At 56.2% G+C, this 23,825-nt stretch carries 20 protein-coding genes and 3 tRNA genes; 19 read left to right on the top strand and 4 right to left on the bottom strand.

The features are described 5' to 3' along the window. Positions 1–7: 7 nt before the first annotated feature. Both asd and rsgA read right to left on the bottom strand, forming a co-directional pair. A complete protein-coding gene (gene asd / locus AB1287_RS08960; RefSeq protein ID WP_435617560.1) occupies positions 8–976 on the bottom strand; it encodes an archaetidylserine decarboxylase in 969 nt (322 codons plus the stop codon). Positions 977–1,066: 90 nt separating this feature from the next. Then, positions 1,067–2,125 carry a small ribosomal subunit biogenesis GTPase RsgA gene (rsgA, locus tag AB1287_RS08955; protein ID WP_435617559.1) on the bottom strand — a complete coding sequence of 353 codons (1,059 nt, stop codon included), beginning with the start codon at positions 2,123–2,125 and terminating at the stop codon, positions 1,067–1,069. A gap of 106 nt (positions 2,126–2,231) precedes the next feature. Here rsgA and orn point away from each other — a divergent pair, with 106 nt between their 5' ends. The 4 genes from orn (at position 2,232) to AB1287_RS08935 (ending at position 3,303) form a co-directional block, all read left to right on the top strand. Next, positions 2,232–2,777 (top strand): oligoribonuclease, encoded by a 546-nt coding sequence (gene orn / locus AB1287_RS08950; protein ID WP_312628963.1) that lies wholly within the window; start codon positions 2,232–2,234, stop codon positions 2,775–2,777. 202 nt (positions 2,778–2,979) lie between these two features. Beyond that, positions 2,980–3,055: transfer RNA gene (locus tag AB1287_RS08945), tRNA-Gly, on the top strand. Between the two features lie 48 nt (positions 3,056–3,103). Beyond that, positions 3,104–3,179 (top strand) — tRNA-Gly (locus AB1287_RS08940). Between the two features lie 48 nt (positions 3,180–3,227). Continuing rightward, positions 3,228–3,303 (top strand) — tRNA-Gly (locus AB1287_RS08935). Between the two features lie 270 nt (positions 3,304–3,573). On the opposite strand, the gene queG is transcribed toward AB1287_RS08935, so the two are convergent. Next, positions 3,574–4,713, bottom strand: coding sequence for a tRNA epoxyqueuosine(34) reductase QueG (gene queG / locus AB1287_RS08930; RefSeq protein ID WP_435617558.1), 1,140 nt, complete (start codon positions 4,711–4,713; stop codon positions 3,574–3,576). Here queG and nnr point away from each other — a divergent pair. From nnr to rlmB, 14 genes are all read left to right on the top strand, one after another. Further along, positions 4,712–6,262 (top strand): bifunctional ADP-dependent NAD(P)H-hydrate dehydratase/NAD(P)H-hydrate epimerase, encoded by a 1,551-nt coding sequence (gene nnr / locus AB1287_RS08925; protein WP_435617557.1) that lies wholly within the window; start codon positions 4,712–4,714, stop codon positions 6,260–6,262. The two genes, queG and nnr, sit on opposite strands and share 2 nt — an antisense overlap. Then, positions 6,231–6,692 (top strand): tRNA (adenosine(37)-N6)-threonylcarbamoyltransferase complex ATPase subunit type 1 TsaE, encoded by a 462-nt coding sequence (gene tsaE, locus AB1287_RS08920; protein WP_312630064.1) that lies wholly within the window; start codon positions 6,231–6,233, stop codon positions 6,690–6,692. Before nnr ends, tsaE begins: the two co-directional genes overlap by 32 nt. A 16-nt stretch (positions 6,693–6,708) precedes the next feature. Then, a complete protein-coding gene (gene amiB / locus AB1287_RS08915; RefSeq protein ID WP_435617556.1) occupies positions 6,709–8,043 on the top strand; it encodes an N-acetylmuramoyl-L-alanine amidase AmiB in 1,335 nt (444 codons plus the stop codon). Positions 8,044–8,053: 10 nt separating this feature from the next. Further along, entirely contained in the window at positions 8,054–9,901 is a 1,848-nt protein-coding gene (mutL, locus tag AB1287_RS08910) for a DNA mismatch repair endonuclease MutL (protein WP_435617555.1), read from the top strand. Continuing rightward, on the top strand, positions 9,894–10,841 hold the full coding sequence (miaA, locus tag AB1287_RS08905; RefSeq protein WP_435617554.1) for a tRNA (adenosine(37)-N6)-dimethylallyltransferase MiaA: 948 nt from the start codon (positions 9,894–9,896) through the stop codon (positions 10,839–10,841). The genes mutL and miaA overlap by 8 nt, the downstream gene beginning before the upstream one ends. A 123-nt stretch (positions 10,842–10,964) precedes the next feature. Next, on the top strand, positions 10,965–11,273 hold the full coding sequence (hfq, locus tag AB1287_RS08900) for an RNA chaperone Hfq (protein WP_312630059.1): 309 nt from the start codon (positions 10,965–10,967) through the stop codon (positions 11,271–11,273). Between the two features lie 74 nt (positions 11,274–11,347). Continuing rightward, complete coding sequence (gene hflX, locus AB1287_RS08895) at positions 11,348–12,628, top strand: ribosome rescue GTPase HflX (protein ID WP_312630166.1); 1,281 nt, start codon at positions 11,348–11,350, stop codon at positions 12,626–12,628. Between the two features lie 78 nt (positions 12,629–12,706). After that, positions 12,707–13,978, top strand: a complete 1,272-nt coding sequence (gene hflK, locus AB1287_RS08890) for an FtsH protease activity modulator HflK (RefSeq protein WP_435617553.1) — start codon at positions 12,707–12,709, stop codon at positions 13,976–13,978. 2 nt (positions 13,979–13,980) lie between these two features. Further along, entirely contained in the window at positions 13,981–14,985 is a 1,005-nt protein-coding gene (hflC, locus tag AB1287_RS08885; RefSeq protein WP_312629140.1) for a protease modulator HflC, read from the top strand. Positions 14,986–15,050: 65 nt separating this feature from the next. Beyond that, positions 15,051–15,248 carry a DUF2065 domain-containing protein gene (locus AB1287_RS08880; protein WP_312629146.1) on the top strand — a complete coding sequence of 66 codons (198 nt, stop codon included), beginning with the start codon at positions 15,051–15,053 and terminating at the stop codon, positions 15,246–15,248. Between the two features lie 102 nt (positions 15,249–15,350). After that, on the top strand, positions 15,351–16,649 hold the full coding sequence (locus AB1287_RS08875) for an adenylosuccinate synthase (protein ID WP_435617552.1): 1,299 nt from the start codon (positions 15,351–15,353) through the stop codon (positions 16,647–16,649). 139 nt (positions 16,650–16,788) lie between these two features. After that, positions 16,789–17,214, top strand: coding sequence for a nitric oxide-sensing transcriptional repressor NsrR (gene nsrR, locus AB1287_RS08870; RefSeq protein WP_312629137.1), 426 nt, complete (start codon positions 16,789–16,791; stop codon positions 17,212–17,214). A 38-nt stretch (positions 17,215–17,252) separates the two neighbouring features. Next, positions 17,253–19,712, top strand: a complete 2,460-nt coding sequence (gene rnr / locus AB1287_RS08865) for a ribonuclease R (protein ID WP_435617551.1) — start codon at positions 17,253–17,255, stop codon at positions 19,710–19,712. 158 nt (positions 19,713–19,870) lie between these two features. Next, positions 19,871–20,605 (top strand): 23S rRNA (guanosine(2251)-2'-O)-methyltransferase RlmB, encoded by a 735-nt coding sequence (gene rlmB / locus AB1287_RS08860; protein ID WP_312629133.1) that lies wholly within the window; start codon positions 19,871–19,873, stop codon positions 20,603–20,605. Between the two features lie 95 nt (positions 20,606–20,700). Here the strand turns inward: rlmB and AB1287_RS08855 are convergent, their stop codons facing one another. After that, complete coding sequence (locus AB1287_RS08855; RefSeq protein ID WP_436799827.1) at positions 20,701–21,993, bottom strand: MFS transporter; 1,293 nt, start codon at positions 21,991–21,993, stop codon at positions 20,701–20,703. A 198-nt stretch (positions 21,994–22,191) separates the two neighbouring features. Between AB1287_RS08855 and AB1287_RS08850 the strand changes: the two genes are divergently transcribed. Beyond that, positions 22,192–23,814: an isovaleryl-CoA dehydrogenase gene (locus AB1287_RS08850; RefSeq protein ID WP_435617550.1), complete on the top strand. Its 1,623-nt coding sequence runs from the start codon at positions 22,192–22,194 to the stop codon at positions 23,812–23,814. Positions 23,815–23,825: the final 11 nt, after the last annotated feature.

The raw sequence follows: 23,825 nt of genomic DNA, 5'->3' as shown, positions 1-23,825 counted from the left end.
TCTGTAATTAGCCTTCGTCTTGTTTATCGTCAACCAGCGGGCTGGCGTCGTGCTCAGTTTTGATCTCTTCTTCTGCCAGCGGCGCAGGCTGTGCGGCTGGAGCGACGAAGGTCTCAGTTGAAACGGCCAGCGGTTGACCCAGTTTGGTGACTGACAGGCTGGCCAGTGTTTCAACCAACTGAACTTTGCCCGGCGCAAACAGGTTGATCACGGTGGAACCCAGCTTAAAGCGGCCCATCTCCTGACCTTTCAGCAGCGCGACGGAGCCTTCGCTTTCGCCTGCCGGCCATGTCCAGCGCTTAATGATGCCTTCACGAGGTGGCGTGATGGTGCCAGCCCAGACGGTTTCGATGCTGCCAACGATGGTTGCGCCGACCAGAATCTGCGCCATTGGGCCAAATTCGGTATCAAACAGGCAGATGACGCGTTCGTTGCGGGCAAACAGGTTCGGTACGTTCTGCGCGGTCAGGTGGTTGACGGAGAACAGGTCACCCGGCACGTAAATCATTTCACGCAGAATGCCGTTACACGGCATGTGTACGCGGTGATAGTCGCGCGGTGAAAGATATGTGGTGGCGAAAGAACCGTTGCGGAACAGATCCGCCATCAGGTAATTGCCCGCCAGCAGTGCTTCCAGGCTGTAGTTATGCCCTTTGGCCTGCAAAATTTTGTCTTCTTCAATTTTGCCCAGCTGGCTGATCACGCCGTCGGCTGGCATCACCAATACGCTCGGATCGGTGTCGAGTGGGCGCGCTTCATCGCGCAAAGGACGCACAAAGAATTCGTTGAAGGTACGGTAGCTGGCGGTGTCCGGCTTCTGCGCCTCTTTCATATCAACCTTGTAATACTTCACGAACAGGTCAATCACCAGCTTCGTCAGCCAGCCCGCTCGTTTGCTTGCGCCCCAGCCTGCGAGGCGCGTGAGCCACAGTTTCGGCAGAATGTATTGAAGCGAAAGTTTGAATGAATTTAACAAGATAGCCTCCAGGCCATATTCATTGTTTCAGGCTCTCGACGGAGCCTTTTTCAAAAAAGGGGCTGATTCTAGCGACGTTCAGCTTAAATGTCAGTCATCGGTTTCAGAAAAGCTTTTACGCGTTTTTACCTGTACCTGCTTCATGCTTTCGAGAATATGGTGATAGTTTTCAAAGCGCGTTTCGGCAATCTCACCTTTTTCCACCGCCTCACGGATGGCGCATCCCGGATCGTTATCGTGCTTGCAGTCGCGGTATTTGCAGGCGCCCAGATAGTCGTGGAATTCGACAAAGCCGTTGAAGATTTGTTCCGGTTCAAGGTGCCAAAGGCCGAATTCACGCACGCCAGGAGAATCAATCACATCGCCGCCGTGCGGGAAGTGATACAGACGCGCAGCGGTCGTCGTGTGTTGGCCGAGGCCCGAGTTATCGGACACGTCATTAGTGAGAATTTCTTCCTGCAGACCGAGCAGGGCGTTCAGCAGGCTGGATTTGCCCACGCCGGACTGGCCCGCAAAGATGCTGATGCGCCCGGTGAGCGCTTCTTCCAGCGGCTTGAGCCCGTCCTGAGTGCGGCTGGAGACCATCAGTACGCGATAGCCAATCTTGCGGTAGATATCCATCTGCTCGTTGACGAAAGCCAGGCCGTCGTCGTCCAGCAGATCGATTTTGTTCAGCACGATGATGGGTTCAACGCTCAGCGTTTCGCAGGCGACCAGATATCTGTCGATAATATTCAGCGACAGCTCGGGCAGAATGGCGGAGACGATCACTATCTGATCGATATTTGCGGCGATCGGTTTGACGCCGTCGTAGAAGTCCGGGCGCGTCAGCACGGAGGTGCGTTCATGAACCGCCTCAACGATGCCTTTAACGTTGACGCCTTCCGCCGCGGTTTTACCCGGACGCCAGACCACGCGGTCGCCCGTTACCAGAGAACGAATGGTGCGACGAATATTGCAGCGGTGGATGCTGCCTTCGTCGGATTCCACATCGGCATGCATGCCAAAGCGGCTGATAACAATGCCTTCAGCCGTTTCGCCAAACAGGTTGTCATCGAAATCGGGCTTCTCCGCAGTGGTTTTGAGACGGCGCTGATGGTTGGCTTTTACCCGGCGCTGCTGCCCTTTGGAGAGTTTATTTTTACTCAATCGTGCTGACTCCTGGTCGCCCCAGGGGGGCAAAACCTCTATGATACACGCTATTTTAGATGAATATAGTCACTGTCGTTGTGACGCGAGAAGGGTGGAAAATAGCATGAGTGCAAATGAAAACAACCTCATTTGGATCGATCTGGAAATGACAGGGCTCGATCCTGAGCGCGATCGCATTATCGAAATCGCCACGCTCGTGACCGATGCAAACCTCAACATTCTGGCGGAAGGGCCGACCATTGCGGTACATCAGTCCGATGCTCAGCTGGCGCTGATGGATGACTGGAACGTGCGTACGCACACCGGCAGCGGTCTGGTGGATCGCGTGAAGGCGAGCACCCAGGACGATCGCGCAGCAGAACTGGCAACTATTGAGTTTCTTAAAGAGTGGGTTCCAGCGGGCAAATCGCCCATCTGCGGTAACAGCATCGGCCAGGACCGTCGCTTCCTGTTTAAATACATGCCGGAGCTGGAGGCGTACTTCCACTACCGCTATCTCGATGTCAGCACGCTGAAGGAGCTGGCGCGTCGTTGGAAGCCAGAAATTCTCGACGGCTTTAAGAAGCAGGGCACGCATCAGGCGATGGACGACATTCGTGAGTCCGTGGCGGAGCTGGCGTACTATCGCGAGAACTTTATTAAGCTGTAACGGCGAAAAATGGCTTGCACAGGCCCGGCAAACGCAGAGCCGCCGGGCATTCGCCGTAAAAATAATCTATCTGGCGATTAATGCAGCACTTGAGCAAAAATCAAAAAAAATCGCGTGAAGGGGGGTTGCAGCTACAAGGATTTCTCGTATAATGCGCCTCCCGTAACGACAGAGAATTACGCGTTACGTCAGCAACAAATTTGCGGGAATAGCTCAGTTGGTAGAGCACGACCTTGCCAAGGTCGGGGTCGCGAGTTCGAGTCTCGTTTCCCGCTCCAAAATTTGTGCAACAAGTTGAAAAGTATCGTAAGATACGCACCACCCAAGCGGGAATAGCTCAGTTGGTAGAGCACGACCTTGCCAAGGTCGGGGTCGCGAGTTCGAGTCTCGTTTCCCGCTCCAAAATTTGCGCATCACCAGATGTAGTATCGCAAGATACGCACCACCCAAGCGGGAATAGCTCAGTTGGTAGAGCACGACCTTGCCAAGGTCGGGGTCGCGAGTTCGAGTCTCGTTTCCCGCTCCAAATTTTTTCAATATATCTTCTTATCCACAGCGAATAAACGCGCTGGGGGCGATTTTTATTGTCTCAGTTACACTCTTGTAAACAGACTTATCCACAGGTCCGCATCGTGCTCTTCGAGCGTCAATTGCTTCTGAATGTGAATCAAATTTTTTTAATTATCTGATTAATAACAATAAAAATAGATTTCAAATTGTTATCGCGATCACTTGACGATTTTTTCGCCCTTGAATTTCAATGTGTTTTTATTTTTATTCACACCCTGTGAATGAATCATGCATCCCTCGGCAGGCCTTTTTCAATCACCCGAACCAGACGCTGTTTTTGCGGTAGCTGCACTTCAATGACGTTGGCATTTCGCTTATCAATTTGCTGCGCAATCGCCCACGCTATGTGCTCATCGAGAAGTGGGTGCTCACCCTGACGGCTTTCCAGTGCCGCAAGATTGCGCGGATCCCACGGGGCATTACCCAGCGCCACGCTGATATTTCGCAGCCAGCGTAAATGGCCGATGCGGCGGATGGGTGACCCCTCCGTCACTTTCAGAAAGTGGGCCTCGCTCCAGGCGAACAGTTCGATAAGTTCAGGTGCGTGCAAGGCCTTGCGCGGGCTGAAGTCGTCCTCTTCCGTGAGCTGCGAGTAGCGATTCCACGGGCAAATCAGCTGGCAGTCATCGCAGCCGTAAATGCGGTTGCCCATCAGCGGCCGGAATGCTTCCGGGATCGCGCCCTCAAGCTCAATGGTCAGATAGGAAATGCAGCGGCGTGCGTCGACGGTGTAAGGCTCCACAATAGCGCCGGTCGGGCAGATGGTCATACAGGCAACGCAGCGGCCACAGTTTTCTGCCACTGGTTTATCAATGGGTAACGCAAGGTCTATCAGCAGCTCGCCGAGGAAGAAGAAGGAACCCGCATCGCGGCTGAGGATAAGTGAGTGCTTACCTGTCCAGCCAAGCCCTGCTTTTTCTGCAATCGGGCGCTCCAGAACGGGCGCAGAATCGACAAAAGGTCTAAAATTCAGCGAGGCACACCGTTCCTGAATTTTCTCGCCCAGCTTTTTAAGGCGATTGCGTAACAGCTTGTGGTAATCACGCCCGAGGGCATACCGGCTGACGTAACCGAGTGACGGGTTTTTCAGGGTGCTGGCAAACGCTGCGTTGGCAGGTAAATAGTTCATTCGCACGCTGATAACGCGCAGCGTACCGGGCAGCAGTTCATGAGGGCGGGCGCGGAGCATTCCATGGCGCGCCATCCACTCCATTTCGCCGTGGTACTGTTTGTCCAGCCATGCCTGCAGTTTGGGTTCGCTGGCGCTGAGATCGGTATCGGTAATGCCGACGTGCTGAAAGCCCAGTTCGGTGCCCCACTGTTTGATATCTTGCGCTAATTGATTGAGATCGAGGGGCTGTGACATGACGGACCATACAATGACGAGAAACCCCGCAAGTATACCACACACCATCTGGTCTGCGGATGCCCTGCGTCGCGCAGAAATTGAGGCCGCTGATGCGCTCGGATTAACCCTTTACGAACTGATGCTGCGTGCGGGAGAAGCCGCTTTCCAGCTTGCATGTGGCAGATATCCTGCCTCGGCACACTGGCTTATCCTTTGCGGTCACGGCAATAATGGCGGCGATGGTTACGTGGTGGCGCGTCTGGCGCAGGCTGCAGGCCTTGCCGTGACGCTGCTGGCCGTTGAAAGCGATAAACCGCTGCCTGACGAAGCTGCTGAAGCACGGGAAGCCTGGCTGAACGCGGGCGGCGTTATTCATGCGGCGGATGCGGGTTGGCCTGACGGCGTAGATTTGATTATTGATGCGCTGCTCGGAACCGGCAGTAACAGTGCGCCCCGCGAACCTATCGCCACGCTCATTGCACAGGCGAACGATCATTCGGCTCCCGTCGTGGCACTCGACATCCCTTCCGGCTTGCTTGCCAATACCGGCGCAACGCCTGGCGCAGCGATCCGTGCTGCCCATACCATGACTTTCATTGCGCTCAAGCCGGGTTTGCTGACAGGCAAAGCCCGCGATGTGACGGGCACTTTGCATCATCATGCGCTGGGCCTTGAGGCCTGGCTGGCTACGCAATCCACGGATCTTCAACGAATCGACGCCGGTCAGCTTGTCCGCTGGTTGCCGCTGCGTCGCCCAACGTCGCATAAAGGCGATCACGGTAAGCTGGTGATTATCGGCGGTGACCATGGCACTTCAGGTGCCATTCGCATGGCTGGTGAAGCCGCGCTGCGTGCCGGGGCCGGACTGGTGCGTGTCTTGACGCGTGCAGAAAATATTGCGCCCATTGTGACGGCGCGGCCTGAACTGATGGTGCATGAGCTCACGCCGAAAACCCTGGATGAGAGTCTGGAATGGGCGGACGTTATCGTGATCGGCCCAGGGCTTGGGCAGCAGGCCTGGGGCAAACAGGCGCTGCGAAAAGTGGAAAACGTCAGAAAGCCCATGTTATGGGATGCCGACGCGCTTAACATTCTGGCAATCAATCCGGATAAACGTCACAATCGCATCCTGACGCCGCACCCCGGCGAAGCGGCCCGGTTGCTGAACTGCAGCGTGGCGGAAATTGAAAGCGATCGCTTACTTTCTGCACAGCGTCTGGTAAAACGGTACGGAGGCGTCGCGGTGCTGAAAGGCGCAGGAACCGTGATTGCCGGTGAGACGCGCGGTATCGCCATTGCCGATGTCGGCAACGCGGGGATGGCCAGCGGCGGCATGGGCGATGTCCTTTCCGGCATTATTGGCGCGTTGCTAGGCCAGCATCTCTCGCCGTATGATGCTGCCTGTGCCGGCTGTGTTGCACATGGCGCGGCGGCAGACATGCTTGCCGCCCGTTACGGAACCCGTGGCATGCTTGCCACCGATCTTTTTTACACGCTACAGCGTGTTGTTAACCCGGATGTGATTGACGTAAACCATGATAAATCGAGTGATTCCCTTACCCCATGAGCAGGCCACATTAGAGCTGGGCAATCGTATTGCCGGGGCCTGCACGGGCGCGACCGTCATTTATCTCTACGGCGATTTGGGCGCCGGGAAAACCACGTTTAGTCGCGGTTTTTTGCAGGCGCTGGGCCATAAAGGCAACGTCAAAAGCCCGACCTATACGCTGGTTGAGCCGTACACGCTCGACAATTTAATGGTTTACCACTTTGATTTGTACCGCCTTGCGGATCCTGAGGAGCTTGAATTCATGGGGATCCGCGATTACTTCGCTGACAATGCCATCTGCCTGGTGGAATGGCCGCAACAGGGCGCGGGTGTGTTGCCTGAACCGGATGTCGAAATTCACCTCGAATACCAGGCACAAGGGCGAGAGGCGCGCGTGACGGCAGTCTCCTCACTGGGTGAGTCTTTACTGGCGCGCTTAGCCGGTTAACCTGAGGGATGACGGGATGATGTATCGCGTTAAAAGTTGGTGGGTGGCATGCCTGATGCTTTTTTGCCTTCAGGCGACGGCGGCAAGTTTATCCGATATCCAGGTCTCTAACGGAGATAAACAGGCCCGCATTACGTTCAGTTTTCTGGGCGATCCTGACTACTCCTTCTCGCAGGAAGGCAAACGCAGCGTCGCGCTGGATATCAAGCAAACCGGCGTGATTCAGGGGTTGCCGCTCAACTTCAGCGGTAATAACCTGGTCAAAAGCATTCGTTCCGGCACGCCAAAAGATGACCAGTCTTTACGTCTGGTGGTTGATCTTACCGGCGACGGCAAAACTCGCGCGGTGAAACAGCAAAATGGTGCGAGCACCCTTGTGGTCTTCACCATCAACGCAGATGAGCCACCTCCGCCACCGGCGGTAGCGAAACGTGTGGAAGCCCCGATGGTGACTCCCGCACCTCGTCCTGTTGAACCAGCGCGCAATCCGTTCAAAACGCAAAATGACCGCATGACAAGCGTGACCAGCAGCAATACGCAAACCCGACCGGCGGCGAGAACGCGTACGGCAAGCGCCAGCGGTGACAAGGTCATTATTGCTATTGATGCCGGGCACGGTGGCCAGGATCCCGGCGCAATCGGCCCGGGCGGCACCAAAGAGAAAAACGTCACTATCTCCATTGCCCGTAAGCTGCGCGCTCTGCTGAATGACGACCCGATGTTTAAAGGCGTGCTGACGCGAGACGGCGATTACTTTATTTCAGTGATGGGGCGTTCGGACGTAGCCCGTAAGCAGAACGCTAACTTCCTGGTGTCCATCCATGCGGATGCTGCGCCAAACCGCGACGCCACGGGCGCATCGGTGTGGGTGCTGTCCAACCGCCGTGCCAACAGCGAAATGGCGGGCTGGCTGGAGCAGCACGAGAAGCAGTCTGAGCTGCTCGGCGGCGCAGGCGATGTGCTGGCGAACAGTCAGGCCGACCCTTACCTGAGTCAGGCGGTGCTGGATTTACAGTTCGGCCATTCGCAGCGCGTCGGGTATGATGTGGCGGTTGACGTTCTGGGTCAGCTTCAGCGTGTCGGCAATATTCACAAGCGCCGCCCTGAGCATGCAAGTTTAGGCGTGCTGCGCTCGCCTGATATCCCGTCGATCCTCGTTGAAACCGGCTTTATCAGCAACGGCGGTGAAGAACGCCTGCTCGGCAGCGACAGCTATCAGCAGCAGATCGCCGAAGCGATTTATAACGGTCTGCGGAAGTACTTTGAAGCGCATCCGTTACAAAGCGGGCCGCGCGGCGAAGCGTCACAAACGGCCAGCGCAGCAGGCCCAAACGGAACGTTAATTAACTAAGGAGCGCTTCATGCCGATACAGGTTTTGCCCCCGCAGCTTGCGAACCAGATTGCCGCTGGCGAAGTGGTGGAGCGGCCCGCATCGGTAGTGAAAGAGCTGGTCGAAAACAGCCTTGATGCGGGCGCGACCCGCATTGATATCGATATCGAACGCGGTGGCGCAAAGCTTATCCGCATTCGCGATAACGGCTGCGGCATCAAAAAAGATGAGCTGGCGCTGGCGCTGGCCCGTCACGCCACCAGTAAGATTGCGTCGCTCGACGACCTTGAGGCGATCATCAGTCTCGGTTTTCGCGGGGAGGCGCTGGCGAGTATCAGCTCCGTTTCCCGTCTGACCTTAACGTCCCGCGTGGCCGAACAGCCTGAAGCCTGGCAGGCGTACGCCGAAGGGCGCGATATGGACGTGACCGTAAAACCTGCGGCGCATCCTGTGGGCACAACTCTCGAAGTGTTAGATCTGTTTTACAACACGCCGGCACGCCGCAAATTTATGCGTACCGAAAAAAACGAATTCAGCCACATCGATGAAATTATTCGCCGCATTGCTCTGGCGCGATTTGACGTCACCATTAACCTCAGCCACAACGGCAAAGCGGTGCGGCAGTACCGTGCGGTGGCGGAAGGCGGCCAGAAAGAACGCCGTCTGGCGGCCATCTGCGGTACGCCGTTTATGGAACAGGCGCTGGCGATTGAATGGCAGCATGGCGATTTGGCCCTGCACGGCTGGGTGGCCGATCCGAAACTCAGCAATGCGCAGTTGGCGGAAATTCAGTACTGCTACGTGAACGGGCGCATGATGCGCGACAGGCTTATCAATCACGCGATTCGCCAGGCCTGTGAAGACAAGCTCGGAGCCGGGGAACAGCCTGCGTTCGTGCTTTATCTGACTATCGACCCGCACCAGGTCGATGTGAACGTGCATCCGGCGAAGCATGAGGTGCGCTTTCATCAGTCGCGGCTGGTACATGATTTTATCTATCAGGGCGTGCTGAGCGTGTTGCAGCAGCAGATGGATACGCCTTTGCCGCTGGCGGAAGAAGCTGAAGAACCCGCGCTGCGCACATTACCGGAAAACCGCGTAGCCGCCGGACGTAACCATTTTGCTGAACCTGCCGTTGTACGCGAGCCTGCCGCGCCGCGCTATAGCTCGCCATCCGGCGGCAGTTCGCGTCATGAAAGCTGGCCTAATGCGCAACCGGGTTACCAGAAACAGCAGGGGGCTTTATACAAACAACTGCTGGAGACACCGGTTGCAGAACGCAGGCCTGTTATGCCTGCCGCGCCGGAAAGCTTGTCCGGACACAGCAACAGCTTTGGCCGGGTATTGACGATTATTGCTGCCGATCTTGCACTGCTCGAACGCGACGGCAAGCTCAACCTGATGGCGCTGCCCGTTGCGGAACGCTGGCTGAAACAGGCGCAGCTTTCGCCGGAAACGTCCCCGGTTTGCGCGCAGCCTCTGCTGATTCCGCTGCGCTTAAAAATAAGCGCTGAAGAGCAGGCGGCGTTGGCTAAATCCCTTCCCGTACTGGGGCAATTAGGCGTTGAAATTCAATCAGAAGCGCAGCATGTAACGGTGCGGGCGGTGCCTTTACCCTTAAGACAACAAAATTTACAAATCTTGATTCCTGAACTGATAGGCTACCTCGCGCAGCAATCGACGTTCGATGCGGTGACGCTGGCGCAGTGGTTAGCGCGCAATCTTGCAAGCGAACATGCGCAGTGGAATATGGCGCAGGCGATTGCCCTGCTGACGGACTTAGAGCGTCTTTGTCCACAGCTGGTGAAAGCGCCGCCGGGTGGCCTGTTACAACCCGTTGATTTACATACGGCGATGAATGCCCTTAAACATGAGTGACGTAACACAGAGCCTGCCTCAGGCCATTTTTTTGATGGGGCCAACGGCCTCCGGTAAAACCGCGCTGGCGATTGAGCTACGCAAAGTTTTGCCCGTTGAGTTGATTAGTGTGGATTCCGCCCTCATTTACCAGGGGATGGATATCGGCACCGCGAAGCCAGATGCCCGTGAGCAGGCCTTAGCCCCTCACAGGTTGCTGGATATTCGCGATCCGGCGCAGGCGTATTCTGCCGCGGATTTCCGCCGCGATGCGCTGGCCGAGATGGCCGAAATCACCGCTGCCGGGCGTATCCCGCTGCTGGTGGGCGGTACAATGTTATATTTCAAGGCGTTGCTGGAAGGACTCTCGCCCTTGCCGTCGGCAGATCCCGCCGTCAGGGCCAGGATTGAGCAACAGGCAGCAGAGCAGGGATGGAATGCACTGCATCAGCAACTTCTGGAGATTGACCCGGTTGCCGGTGCGCGTATTCATCCAAATGATCCGCAAAGACTTTCCCGGGCACTGGAAGTTTTTTTCATTTCGGGTAAAACTTTAACGGAACTGACGCAAACGTCAGGAGACGCTCTGCCGTACAAGGTGCATCAGTTCGCCATCGCCCCGGCGAGCCGTGAACTGCTCCATCAGCGCATTGAGCAGCGTTTTCATCAGATGTTGGCTTCAGGTTTTGAAGCAGAAGTGCGGGCGCTTTTTGCCCGTGGAGATTTGCATACGGACATGCCTTCCATTCGTTGTGTGGGATACCGCCAGATGTGGTCATACCTTGAAGGCGAAATCTCATATGATGAAATGGTTTATAGAGGTATTTGCGCCACGAGACAGTTGGCCAAGCGTCAGGTGACCTGGTTGCGCGGTTGGGAAGGGGTTCATTGGTTAGACAGTGAACAACCTGAACAAGCGTTCAACGATGTGTTAAAGGTTGTTGATGCGAGCCTGGGCTGAACGTGTAAAATTAAGACGTATCGTGCGCAATTTTTCAGAATCGAAAGGTTCTAAGTACAAGCCCGAAGTTTGTGGGTAACACCCTGAAAACCGTGGGTATAACAAGCATATAAGGAAAAGAGAATGGCTAAGGGGCAATCTTTACAAGATCCGTTTCTGAATGCACTTCGTCGGGAACGTGTTCCGGTTTCTATTTATTTGGTGAATGGTATTAAGCTGCAAGGTCAAATTGAGTCTTTCGATCAGTTCGTGATCCTGTTGAAAAACACGGTCAGCCAGATGGTCTATAAGCACGCAATTTCTACCGTTGTTCCGTCTCGTCCGGTCTCTCATCATAGCAACAACGCTGGCGGCGGTACGGGTAGTAACTACCATCATGGTAGCAACGCGCAGTCTTCATCTGCGCCGCAAGACAGCGACGAAACCGAATAAGGTTGATGGCTGTTTTTCCATGTCGGGGAGCCAGTTTATTCGGTTCCCCGCTGGTCTTTTAGGAGATTTTTCGCTTGTTTGACCGTTATGACGCCGGTGAGCAGGCGGTGCTGGTACACATCTATTTTTCGCAAGACAAAGATATGGAAGACCTTCAGGAGTTTGAATCCCTGGTCTCTTCCGCCGGTGTCGAAGCAATGCAGGTGATTACCGGTAGCCGTAAAGCGCCGCACCCAAAGTATTTTGTTGGTGAAGGTAAGGCTGTCGAAATTGCGGAAGCCGTGAAAGCAACGGGGGCCTCTGTTGTCTTATTCGACCATGCATTAAGTCCGGCCCAGGAGCGAAACCTGGAGCGTTTGTGCGAATGCAGGGTTATCGATCGTACCGGTCTTATTCTCGATATTTTTGCTCAGCGTGCGCGTACCCACGAGGGGAAACTGCAGGTTGAGCTGGCGCAGCTGCGTCACCTGGCAACACGCCTGGTGCGAGGCTGGACCCACCTGGAACGTCAGAAAGGCGGGATTGGTTTGCGTGGCCCGGGTGAAACCCAGCTCGAAACTGACCGCCGTTTGCTGCGTAACCGTATTATGCAGATCCTCTCCCGTCTGGAGAGAGTTGAGAAGCAGCGCGAACAGGGGCGCCGTTCGCGAACCAAAGCCGATATTCCGACCGTGTCGCTGGTGGGTTACACCAACGCCGGGAAGTCGACGCTGTTTAACCAGATTACTGAAGCGCAGGTGTATGCGGCCGACCAGCTGTTCGCGACGCTCGACCCGACGCTGCGTCGGATTAACGTCGCTGACGTAGGCGAAACCGTACTGGCGGACACCGTTGGGTTTATTCGCCATTTGCCGCATGATTTAGTGGCCGCATTTAAGGCGACCCTGCAGGAAACACGTCAGGCGACGCTCCTGCTGCATGTGATTGACGCCGCCGATGTGCGTTTGCAGGAAAACATTGATGCGGTGAATGTCGTGCTCGATGAAATAGAGGCCGACGAGATCCCAACCCTGCTGGTGATGAACAAAATAGATATGCTGGACGATTTCGAACCGCGTATCGACAGAGATGATGAAAACAAACCGATTCGGGTCTGGCTTTCTGCTCAGACCGGCGTCGGCGTACCACTGCTTTTCCAGGCTTTAACGGAACGACTTTCCGGTGAGGTGGCACAGCACACGCTGCGCCTGCCGCCGCAGGAAGGGCGTCTCAGAAGCCGGTTTTATCAGCTTCAGGCGATAGAAAAAGAGTGGATGGAGGATGACGGCAGCGTTGGTCTGGAAGTTCGGATGCCGATAGTTGACTGGCGTCGCCTCTGTAAGCAAGAACCTGCGCTGGCAGACTACGTTGTCTGATAGCCAGTTGGCCTGAAGATTATTCGCCTTTATACCCGGCGTGCCGGGTATACACCGCATAACAAATGGAGCATATACATGGCGTGGAATCAGCCCGGTAATAACGGACAGGACCGCGACCCGTGGGGAAGCAGCAATAATCAAGGCGGCAACTCTGGGGGAAATGGAAACAAAGGTGGTCGCGATCAGGGGCCTCCTGATTTGGATGATATCTTCCGCAAGCTGAGCAAAAAGCTCGGCGGCTTAGGCGGTGGTAAAGGTGGCTCGGGCGGAGGCAGCAGCGCTTCGCAGGGGCCTCGTGCGCCAATGAGTGGGCGTATTGTCGGTATTGCGGCCGCAGCGGTCGTCATTATCTGGGCGGCGAGCGGCTTCTACACCATTAAAGAAGCAGAGCGCGGTGTGGTCACTCGTCTGGGTAAATTCAGCCATCTGGTTGAGCCTGGCCTGAACTGGAAGCCGACGTTTATCGACGAAGTGACGCCGGTCAACGTGGAAGCCGTTCGCGAGCTTGCCGCTTCTGGTGTGATGCTGACGTCTGATGAAAACGTGGTGCGCGTTGAAATGAACGTGCAGTACCGCATCACCGATCCGCAGAAATACCTGTTCAGCGTGACCAGCCCGGACGACAGCCTGCGTCAGGCGACGGACAGCGCCCTGCGCGGCGTGATCGGTAAATACACCATGGACCGTATTCTGACCGAAGGCCGTACCGTTATTCGTAGCGATACCCAGCGTGAGCTGGAAGAGACGATTCGCCCGTACAACATGGGGATCACCCTGCTGGATGTCAACTTCCAGGCTGCTCGTCCGCCGGAAGAGGTAAAAGCAGCGTTTGACGATGCCATTGCCGCTCGTGAAAACGAACAGCAGTACATTCGTGAAGCGGAAGCGTACACCAACGAAGTTCAGCCGCGTGCCAACGGTCAGGCGCAGCGTATCCTCGAAGAAGCTCGCGCTTATAAGACGCAGACTATCCTCGAAGCGCAAGGTGAAGTTGCGCGTTTCGTCAAGATTCTGCCTGCGTATAAAGCGGCGCCGGAAATTACCCGTGAGCGCCTGTATATCGAAACCATGGAGAAAGTGCTGAGCCATACCCGTAAAGTGCTGGTCAACGATAAAGGGGGCAACCTGATGGTGCTGCCGCTCGACCAGATGCTGAAGGGTGGCAGTGCAGCGCCGGCAAAAAAGAGTGACAGCAGCGGCGCCAGCAGCCTGTTGCGCCTGCCGCCTGCATCCAGCTCAAGCAGCGCCAACAGCAACAGCGCCGCACCGGCCACAAGCGACAGCGATATCATGGACCAACGCCGTGCTAACGCGCAGCGTAACGACTACCAGCGTCAGGGGGAATAACGATGCGTAAGTCAGTTATTGCAATAATTATCATCGTGCTGGTAGGCCTTTACGCTTCAGTCTTTGTGGTGAAAGAAGGTGAACGCGGAATTAAATTCCAGTTCAGCAGCGTGGTGCGTGACAGCGACAAGAAGCCGGTGATTTATGCGCCGGGCCTCCATTTCAAGGTGCCATTTATCCAGTCGGTGAAAACGCTGGATGCGCGTATCCAGACCATGGATAACCAGGCCGATCGCTTCGTGACTAAAGAGAAGAAAGACCTGATCGTTGACTCCTACATCAAGTGGCGCATCAGTGATTTCAGCCGTTACTTCCTGGCAACCGGTGGCGGAGACGTCTCTCAGGCCGAAGTGCTGCTGAAGCGCAAATTCTCTGACCGTCTGCGTTCTGAAATTGGTCGTCTGGATGTGAAAGATATCGTAACGGATTCCCGCGGTCGTCTGACTATCGAAGTACGCGATGCCCTGAACTCCGGTACCTCCGGCGGTGACGAAGAAGTGGCAACGCCTGCAGCTGACAGCGCTATCGCGGAAGCGGCAGAACGTGTCGTTGCGGAAACCAACGGTAAAGTGCCGGTGATCAATCCGAACAGTATGGCTGCGCTGGGTATTGAAGTGGTTGATGTCCGCATCAAGCAGATCAACCTGCCTGCGGAAGTGTCGGAAGCTATCTACAACCGTATGCGCGCCGAGCGCGAAGCGGTAGCCCGTCGCCACCGTTCACAGGGTCAGGAAGAGGCAGAGAAACTGCGTGCGGCCGCCGACTATGAAGTGACCAAAACGCTGGCGGAGGCCGAGCGTCAGGGTCGCATCATGCGCGGTGAAGGTGATGCCGAAGCGGCGAAACTGTTTGCCGATGCCTTCAGCCAGGATCCGGATTTCTACGCCTTCATCCGTAGTCTGCGTGCTTACGAGAACAGCTTCGAAAGCAATCAGGACGTGATGGTGCTGAGTCCGGACAGCGATTTCTTCCGTTACATGAAGACGCCGACCAGTACCGCGCGTTAAACTCTCCCATAGTTTTGTGAAAAACCACCGCTCTTGCGGTGGTTTTCTTTTTCTCAGGATGAATGATGAATTCAACAATCTGGCTGGCGCTTGCGCTGGTACTGGTGCTCGAAGGTCTTGGACCGATGCTCTATCCTCAGGCCTGGCGCAAAATGGTGGCGGCACTTTCACAGCTTCCGGACCATCTTTTGCGTCGTTTTGGCGGTGGCCTTGTGGTCGCAGGCGTAGTGATCTACTACATGTTGACGAGAACGATTGGCTGAATAAAAAAACGGCGGAATCATCATTTTTAGGATGCAAAAAGTGCTGGTCATCATCGAAACCGATGGTAGAATCCATTTTTAAGCAAACGGTGATTTTGAAAAATGGGTAACAACGTCGTCGTACTGGGCACCCAATGGGGTGACGAAGGTAAAGGGAAGATCGTCGATCTTCTGACTGAACGGGCTAAATATGTTGTACGCTACCAGGGCGGTCACAACGCAGGCCATACTCTCGTAATCAACGGTGAAAAAACCGTCCTCCATCTTATTCCATCAGGCATTCTTCGTGACAACGTGACCAGCATCATCGGTAACGGCGTTGTGCTGTCGCCTGCTGCGCTGATGAAAGAGATGAAAGAACTGGAAGACCGTGGTATCCCGGTTCGTGAACGTCTGCTGCTTTCCGAAGCTTGCCCGCTGATCCTTGATTATCATGTCGCGCTCGACGTGGCTCGTGAAAAAGCGCGCGGTGCAAAAGCTATCGGCACCACCGGTCGTGGTATCGGCCCGGCTTATGAAGACAAAGTGGCCCGTCGCGGCCTGCGCGTTGGCGACCTGTTCGACAAAGCGACCTTCGCCGACAAGCTGAAGGAAGTGATGGAATATCACAACTTCCAGCTGGTGAACTTCTACAAAGCCGAAGCGGTTGATTTCCAGAAAGTGCTGGATGACGTCATGGCCGTTGCCGACATCCTCACCGCGATGGTTGTTGACGTTTCCGACCTGCTGGATCAGGCGCGTCAGCGTGGTGATTTCGTGATGTTCGAAGGTGCCCAGGGCACGCTGCTGGACATCGACCACGGTACCTATCCGTACGTAACCTCCTCCAACACCACCGCAGGTGGCGTGGCGACCGGCTCCGGCCTGGGCCCACGTTATGTGGATTACGTTCTGGGTATTATCAAAGCTTACTCTACCCGCGTTGGCGCAGGTCCGTTCCCGACCGAGCTGTTTGACGAAACCGGCGAGTTCCTCTGCAAGCAGGGTAACGAGTTCGGCGCGACCACCGGTCGTCGTCGTCGCTGCGGTTGGCTGGATGCCGTTGCGGTACGCCGTGCCGTGCAGATCAACTCCCTGTCTGGCTTCTGCCTGACCAAGCTGGACGTGCTGGACGGCCTGAAAGAGGTGAAAATCTGCGTCGGTTATCGTATGCCGGATGGCCGCGAAGTGACCACCACGCCGCTGGCTGCCGACGACTGGGAAGGCATCGAGCCGATTTATGAGTCCATGCCGGGCTGGTCTGAAACCACCTTTGGCGTGAAAACCCGCAGCGGCCTGCCGCAGGCGGCGCTGGACTATATTAAACGCATCGAAGAACTGACCGGCGTACCGATTGATATTATTTCAACCGGCCCGGACCGTTCTGAAACCATGATCCTGCGCGACCCGTTCGACGCATAATCATGCCAGGGGCGCATTCATTGCGCCCCTCTGTTCCCGCTTTCCGCCTTCCTCCGCTTAAATTAATTAACCGCTACCTGGCTGGCTGGTTTATCATCAATGGTAATAATCCCCCGTTTTTTTCCGCTTTGAGGTTGATGTGCAGTTAACGAGTTTCACCGATTACGGATTGCGTGCGCTAATCTATATGGCATCGCTGCCGGACGGCCGAATGACCAGTATCTCTGAGGTGACGGAGGTGTATGGCGTGTCCCGTAATCATATGGTTAAAATTATCAACCAGTTAAGTCGTGCAGGCTTTGTTGATGCCGTGCGCGGTAAAAATGGTGGTATTCGCCTGGGCAAACCGGCCCATACCATTGGCATCGGCGACGTTGTTCGTGAACTTGAGCCATTATCGCTGGTGAACTGCAGCAGCGAGTTTTGCCATATAACGCCCGCCTGTCGTTTAAAACAGGCACTTTCTCAGGCCGTAAACAGTTTTCTCAAGGAGCTGGATAACTACACGCTGGCCGATTTGGTTGAAGAGAATCAACCGCTTTATAAATTATTGCTGGTGGAGTGACTCGTCACTTCACCGGAGCTGACAACGGAGGAACCGCTATGTCACAAGATCCTTTCCAGCAACGCGAAGCCGAAAAATACGCGAACCCTATCCCGAGCCGGGAGTTCATCCTCGATTTCATCACCCAACGCGAAAAACCGGTCAGCCGAGATGAGCTGGCAATCGAACTGAAAATCGAAGGTGAAGAACAGCAGGAAGCCCTGCGTCGCCGCCTGCGCGCCATGGAGCGCGACGGGCAACTCGTTTTCACCCGCCGTCAGTGCTATGCGCTGCCGGAACGTCTCGATCTGCTGAAAGGCAAAGTCATTGGCCATCGTGATGGCTTTGGCTTCCTGCGCGTCGAAGGGCGCAAAGACGATCTCTATCTTTCATCCGAGCAGATGAAAATGTGCATGCACGGCGATCTGGTGCTGGCACAGCCGCTGGGCGCCGATCGAAAAGGTCGTCGCGAAGCGCGCATCGTGCGCGTGCTTGAACCAAGAACCGGGCAAATCGTGGGGCGCTATTTCACCGACGCTGGCATCGGCTTTGTGGTGCCGGACGATAGCCGCCTGAGCTTCGATATCCTCATTCCGCCGGAAGAACTCATGGGCGCGCGCATGGGCTTTGTGGTGGTGGTTGAACTTACCCAGCGCCCAACCCGCCGCACCAAGGCCGTCGGCAAAATTGTCGAAGTCCTTGGCGATAACATGGGCACCGGTATGGCCGTGGACATGGCGCTGCGCACCCATGAAATCCCTTACGTCTGGCCGCCTGAAGTTGAAAAACAGATTGCGAACCTGAAAGAGCAGGTGCCGGAAGAAGCGAAAATCGGTCGCGTGGATCTGCGTGATTTACCGCTGGTTACCATCGATGGCGAAGACGCCCGCGATTTCGATGACGCCGTTTTCTGCGAGAAGAAACGCGGCGGCGGCTGGCGTCTGTGGGTGGCCATTGCGGACGTCAGCTATTACGTCCGTCCGCCAACGCCTCTGGATACCGAAGCCCGCAACCGCGGCACCTCGGTTTACTTCCCGTCTCAGGTCATCCCGATGCTGCCGGAAGTGCTGTCCAATGGGCTGTGTTCCCTGAATCCTCAGGTCGACCGCCTGTGTATGGTCTGCGAAATGACCATTTCAGCGAAGGGCCGCCTGACAAGCTACACGTTCTACGAAGCGGTGATGAGTTCCCATGCGCGTCTGACCTACAACAAGGTCTGGCATATGCTGCAGGGCGATCAGGATCTGCGCGAGCAGTATGCGCCGCTGGTCAAGCATATCGAAGAGCTGCATAACCTCTACAAAGTGCTTGATGCCTCCCGCGCCGAACGCGGAGGGATCTCGTTTGAAAGCGAAGAGGCGAAGTTTATCTTCAACGCTGAGCGTCGCATCGAACGTATTGAGCAAACCCAGCGTAATGATGCGCATAAGCTTATCGAAGAGTGCATGATCCTCGCCAATATCTCGGCGGCGCGCTTCGTCGAGAAAGAGAATGAGCCTGCGCTGTTCCGTATTCACGACAAGCCGACCGAAGAGGCGATCACCTCTTTCCGTACCGTGCTGGCCGAGCTTGGTCTGGAGCTCCCAGGCGGCAACAAACCGGAGCCGCGTGACTACGCGAAGCTGCTGGAGTCCGTTGCCGATCGTCCGGATGCGGAAATGCTGCAAACCATGCTGCTACGCTCAATGAAGCAGGCGGTGTACGACCCGGAAAATCGCGGCCACTTTGGCCTGGCGCTGCAGTCCTACGCCCACTTTACTTCACCGATTCGTCGTTACCCGGACCTGTCGCTGCATCGCGCCATCAAATACTTACTGGCGAAAGATGAAGGTCACAAAGGAAACTCAACGGAGACCGGCGGCTGGCACTACAGCATGGAAGAGATGCTGCAGCTCGGTCAGCATTGTTCGATGACCGAACGCCGTGCCGACGAGGCGACCCGCGAAGTATCCGACTGGCTGAAGTGCGACTTTATGCAGGATCAGGTCGGCAACGTGTTCTCCGGGGTCATTGCCAGCGTTACGGGCTTCGGCTTCTTCGTGCGTCTTAACGATCTGTTTATTGACGGTTTGGTGCACGTATCGTCTCTGGACAACGACTACTATCGCTTTGACCAGATTGGCCAGCGCCTGATTGGCGAATCCGGCGGTCAGACCTATCGTCTTGGCGATCGCGTGGAAGTGAAGGTTGAAGCCGTCAACATGGACGAGCGTAAAATCGACTTCTCGCTGATTTCCAGCGAGCGTGGCCCGCGTAACCCAGGCAAAACCGCGCGCGAGAAAGCGAAGAAACCGGCAAATGGTAAAGCGGGTGGTAAACGCCGCGATGCCGGGAAAAAGGTCAACTTTGAGCCAGACAGCGCCTTCCGCGGTGAGAAAGGCCAGAGCAAAAAAGTGAAGCCAAAAGCGGCGAAGAAGGCGGCGACCAGTCAAAAAGCCAAAAAACCGTCTGATAAAACGCTTAAAATCGCCGCTGCGACAAAAGCCAAACGCGCAGTGAAGAAGCAAGCGGCAGAGTAAGAGATAAGCCCCTCTCCCCGGCCCTCTCCCGTAGGGAGAGGGAGAAAATATACAGCGAGCTTTCCAGAACGAAGCTCAGGGCTGTTCCCTCTCCCTGTGGGAAAGGGTTAGGGAGAGGGGAAAACAATATTTGAACTAACAGGTAATGAGTACCCTTCATGAGTGAAATGATTTACGGCATCCACGCGGTGCAGGCCCTGCTGGAGCGTGCTCCGGAACGTTTTCAGGAAGTCTTTATTCTGAAAGGCCGCGAGGACAAACGTCTGCTGCCGCTTATCCACGCGCTGGAAGCGCAGGGCGTGGTGATCCAGGTTGCGAACCGCCAGTTCCTTGACGAGAAGAGCGACGGCGCCGTGCATCAGGGGATCATCGCCCGCGTGAAAGAGGGCCGTCAGTATCAGGAAAACGATCTGCCGGATCTGCTGGCTCAGTTCGAGAATCCGTTCCTGCTGATCCTCGACGGCGTTACCGATCCGCATAACCTGGGCGCATGCCTGCGTAGCGCCGATGCCGCAGGCGTCCACGCGGTGATTGTTCCGCGCGATCGCTCGGCTCAGCTCAATGCAACGGCGAAGAAAGTGGCCTGTGGTGCCGCTGAAAGCGTGCCGCTGATCCGCGTGACCAACCTGGCGCGCACTATGCGTCTGCTGCAGGAAGAGAATATCTGGATTGTAGGGACTGCTGGCGAAGCCGATCACACGCTCTATCAGAGCAAAATGACGGGCCGCATGGCGCTGGTGATGGGCGCCGAAGGGGAAGGCATGCGTCGCCTGACTCGCGAGCACTGCGATGAGCTGATCAGTATTCCGATGGCGGGCAGCGTGTCGTCGCTGAACGTTTCTGTTGCGACGGGCATTTGCCTTTTCGAAGCCGTTCGCCAGCGCGCGGTATAAACAGTAAAACCTTCTCTTCGGAGAAGGTTTTTAGTCTGTGCTCCCTCTCCCTGTGGGAGAGGGGCGGGGTGAGGGCACCAGACGGCGCTGAACTCTTACTCATCCAGCGACCGCAGATGGTCGTCCTTTCTCAGCGTCATCAGCGCGAAGATACTCACCACCGCCGTTGCCATCACGTAATAAGCCGGAATATCGAGATTCCCCGTCTGCTTAATCAGGCCGGTGATAATCAGCCCCGCACATCCCGAGAAAATCGCGTTCGACAGCGAATACGCCAGCCCAAGCCCGGTGTAACGCACTTTGGTCGGGAACATCTCTGACAGCATCGCAGGCCCTGGGCCCGCCAGCATGCCGACTAATCCCCCAGCCACCAGCACAACCAGCGCTTTTACCAGCAGCGTGCTCGACTCTGCCTGCAAAATCTTCAGCAACGGCAGCGCCAGCGCCAGCAGCAGCACCGCGGCGATAACCATCACCGTGCGACGGCCAATTTTATCGCTGAGCATGCCTGACGGCAGAATGGTGACCGCAAAACCAATGTTGGAAATAACGGCGATCAGCAGCGCCTGGTTAAAGCCGGTATGCAGCGCCGATTGCAGGTACGAAGGCATGATCACCAGATAGGTGTAGCCTGCGGCGGACCACACCATCAGGCGGCCAATGCCGGTCACAATTGCTTTAAAAGTGCCGCTGACGCTGGCTTTAACCGCTGGCATATCGGTTTTTTGCTGGCGTACAAAGCTCGGCGTTTCTTCCATATGCATGCGCAGCCAGAGCGCGACAGCACCCATCGGCAGCGCTAAATAGAACGGGACGCGCCAGCCCCAGTCGAGCATAGCTTCTGGCGTCAGCAGGGCCGACATCAGCGCGACAATTCCCGCGCCCGCCAGCAGGCCCAATGCCACGGTGAACGACTGCCAGGCGCCGTACAGGCCACGTTTTCCGCGAGGGGCAAACTCCGTCATTAGCGAAACTGCACCACCGTATTCGCCACCGGCAAACAGGCCTTGCAGGATGCGCAGCGCCGTCAGCAGCAGCGGGGCCGCTACGCCAATCGAGGCATAAACCGGCACGAGGCCAATCGCCGTGGTGGCGAACGTCATCATCACCAGCACCAGAATCAGCGTTGGCTTACGCCCGATGCGATCGCCAATGCGACCAAAAACCACTGCGCCTAACGGGCGGAAGAAAAAGGCGACGGCGAAAGCCGCGTAGGTGAGGATAAGGCTGGTGAGCGGCGCTTCTCCCGCCAGCTGAAAGAAGTTTTTGGCGATAACCGTTGCCAGAAAACCGTACACGGCAAACTCATACCATTCGATAAAGTTGCCAATTGAACCCGCAATAAGCGCGCGCTTGTGCGCTGCGCCAGCCACTGACCCTGTTTGCATACTCTTTCCCGGTTTGTACAGCGTATTAACGTGTGAATAAATTATTCCATACAAAAATGAGAAGAAAATTTAAAATTCTTATGCCTGTGATGTGCCTCACGAAGCCAGCGCCGATTCTTTTTTGTCCGGCCTTTAACAGGCAGAGTCGCCGTGCGCTGGCCATACTTATCGCTTAATCCCTGACAGTAAGGAGACGTCATGTCCTGGCAAACGCATACCGTGTTCAACCAGCCAGCGCCCCTGAACAACAGCAACCTCTTCCTTTCGGATACGGCGCTACGGGAGGCCGTGCAGCGTGAGGGGGCGGGCTGGGATGGTGATTTACTGGCAAGCATCGGGCAGCAGCTTGGTACGGCGGAATCGCTGGAACTCGGGCGGCTGGCAAACGTCAATCCACCGGAGCTGCTGCGCTATGACGCTACGGGCGAGCGGCTGGACGATGTACGCTTCCATCCCGCGTGGCACCTGTTGATGCAGGGGCTTTGCGCCAATCGGGTACACAATCTTGCCTGGGAAGAGGATGCGCGGATGGGGACGTTTGTGGCGCGTGCCGCACGCTTTACTCTGCATGCTCAGGTGGAAGCGGGGACGCTTTGCCCGATAACCATGACCTTTGCGGCGACACCGCTGTTACAGCAACTGATGCCAAAGCCCTTCGCCGACTGGCTGACGCCGTTAATGAGCGATCGTTATGACTCGCATCTGCTGCCGGGAAGCCAGAAGCGTGGGCTGCTGATCGGCATGGGGATGACCGAGAAGCAGGGTGGTTCAGACGTGCTCAGCAACACGACCCGGGCAGAGAAAATTGACGGCCAGCTGTACCGGCTGGTGGGGCATAAATGGTTTTTTTCGGTGCCGCAAAGCGACGCACATCTGGTCCTTGCCCAGGCCAAAGGCGGGCTCTCCTGCTTTTTTGTGCCGCGCTTTTTGCCCGACGGGCAACGCAACGCGATCCGGCTCGAACGCCTGAAAGACAAGCTTGGCAACCGTTCGAATGCCAGTAGCGAAGTTGAGTTCACTGATGCTACCGGCTGGCTGTTGGGTGAAGAGGGCGAGGGTATCCGGCTTATTCTGAAAATGGGTGGCCTGACGCGATTTGACTGCGCGCTGGGCAGCCACGGCCTGATGCGGCGTGCGCTTTCGGTGGCGCTCTATCACGCTCATCAGCGCCAGGCTTTTGGCAAGCCGCTTATTGAGCAGCCTCTGATGCGCCAGGTGCTCAGCCGTATGGCTTTGCAGCTGGAAGGGCAGACCGCGTTTTTGTTCCGTCTGGCGAGGGCCTGGGATAACCGCACCTCCCCGGAAGCGACGCTATGGGCGCGTTTGTTTACGCCAGCGGCGAAATTCGGCGTCTGCAAAGTGGGTATGCCATTTGTGGCTGAGGCGATGGAAGTGCTTGGCGGCGTGGGCTATTGCGAAGATAACGAACTGCCGCGTCTGTATCGCGAAATGCCGGTGAACAGCATCTGGGAAGGCTCGGGCAATATTATGTGCCTTGATGTACTTCGGGTGCTGACCCGACAACCCGGCGTGCTTGATTTACTCAGCGCCGAATGCAATGAAGTCAAAGGTCAGGACAGACACTTCGACAGGGCCTGGCGGCAGCTAGCTCAGCGGCTACATAAGCCTTCAGAAGCGCAGGGAAGGGAAATCACTCAGCAGCTTTATCTGCTGGGCTGCGGCGCGCAAATGCTGCAAACGGCGACGCCACCGATAGCGCAGGCGTGGTGCCGCATGATGCTGGATACGCGAGGAGGCGTACTGCTGGACGGGCAGGTTCAGGACGACTTATTACTCAGAGCGACGGGCGGCGTCGGGTAAGACGAAAGGGC

It is taken from the genome of Scandinavium sp. UTDF21-P1B (assembly GCF_040750395.1).
Classification (GTDB): Bacteria; Pseudomonadota; Gammaproteobacteria; order Enterobacterales; family Enterobacteriaceae; genus Scandinavium.
The sequence above is the reverse complement of the archived record's forward strand: the minus strand, read 5'-3'. Positions and strand labels throughout refer to the sequence as shown.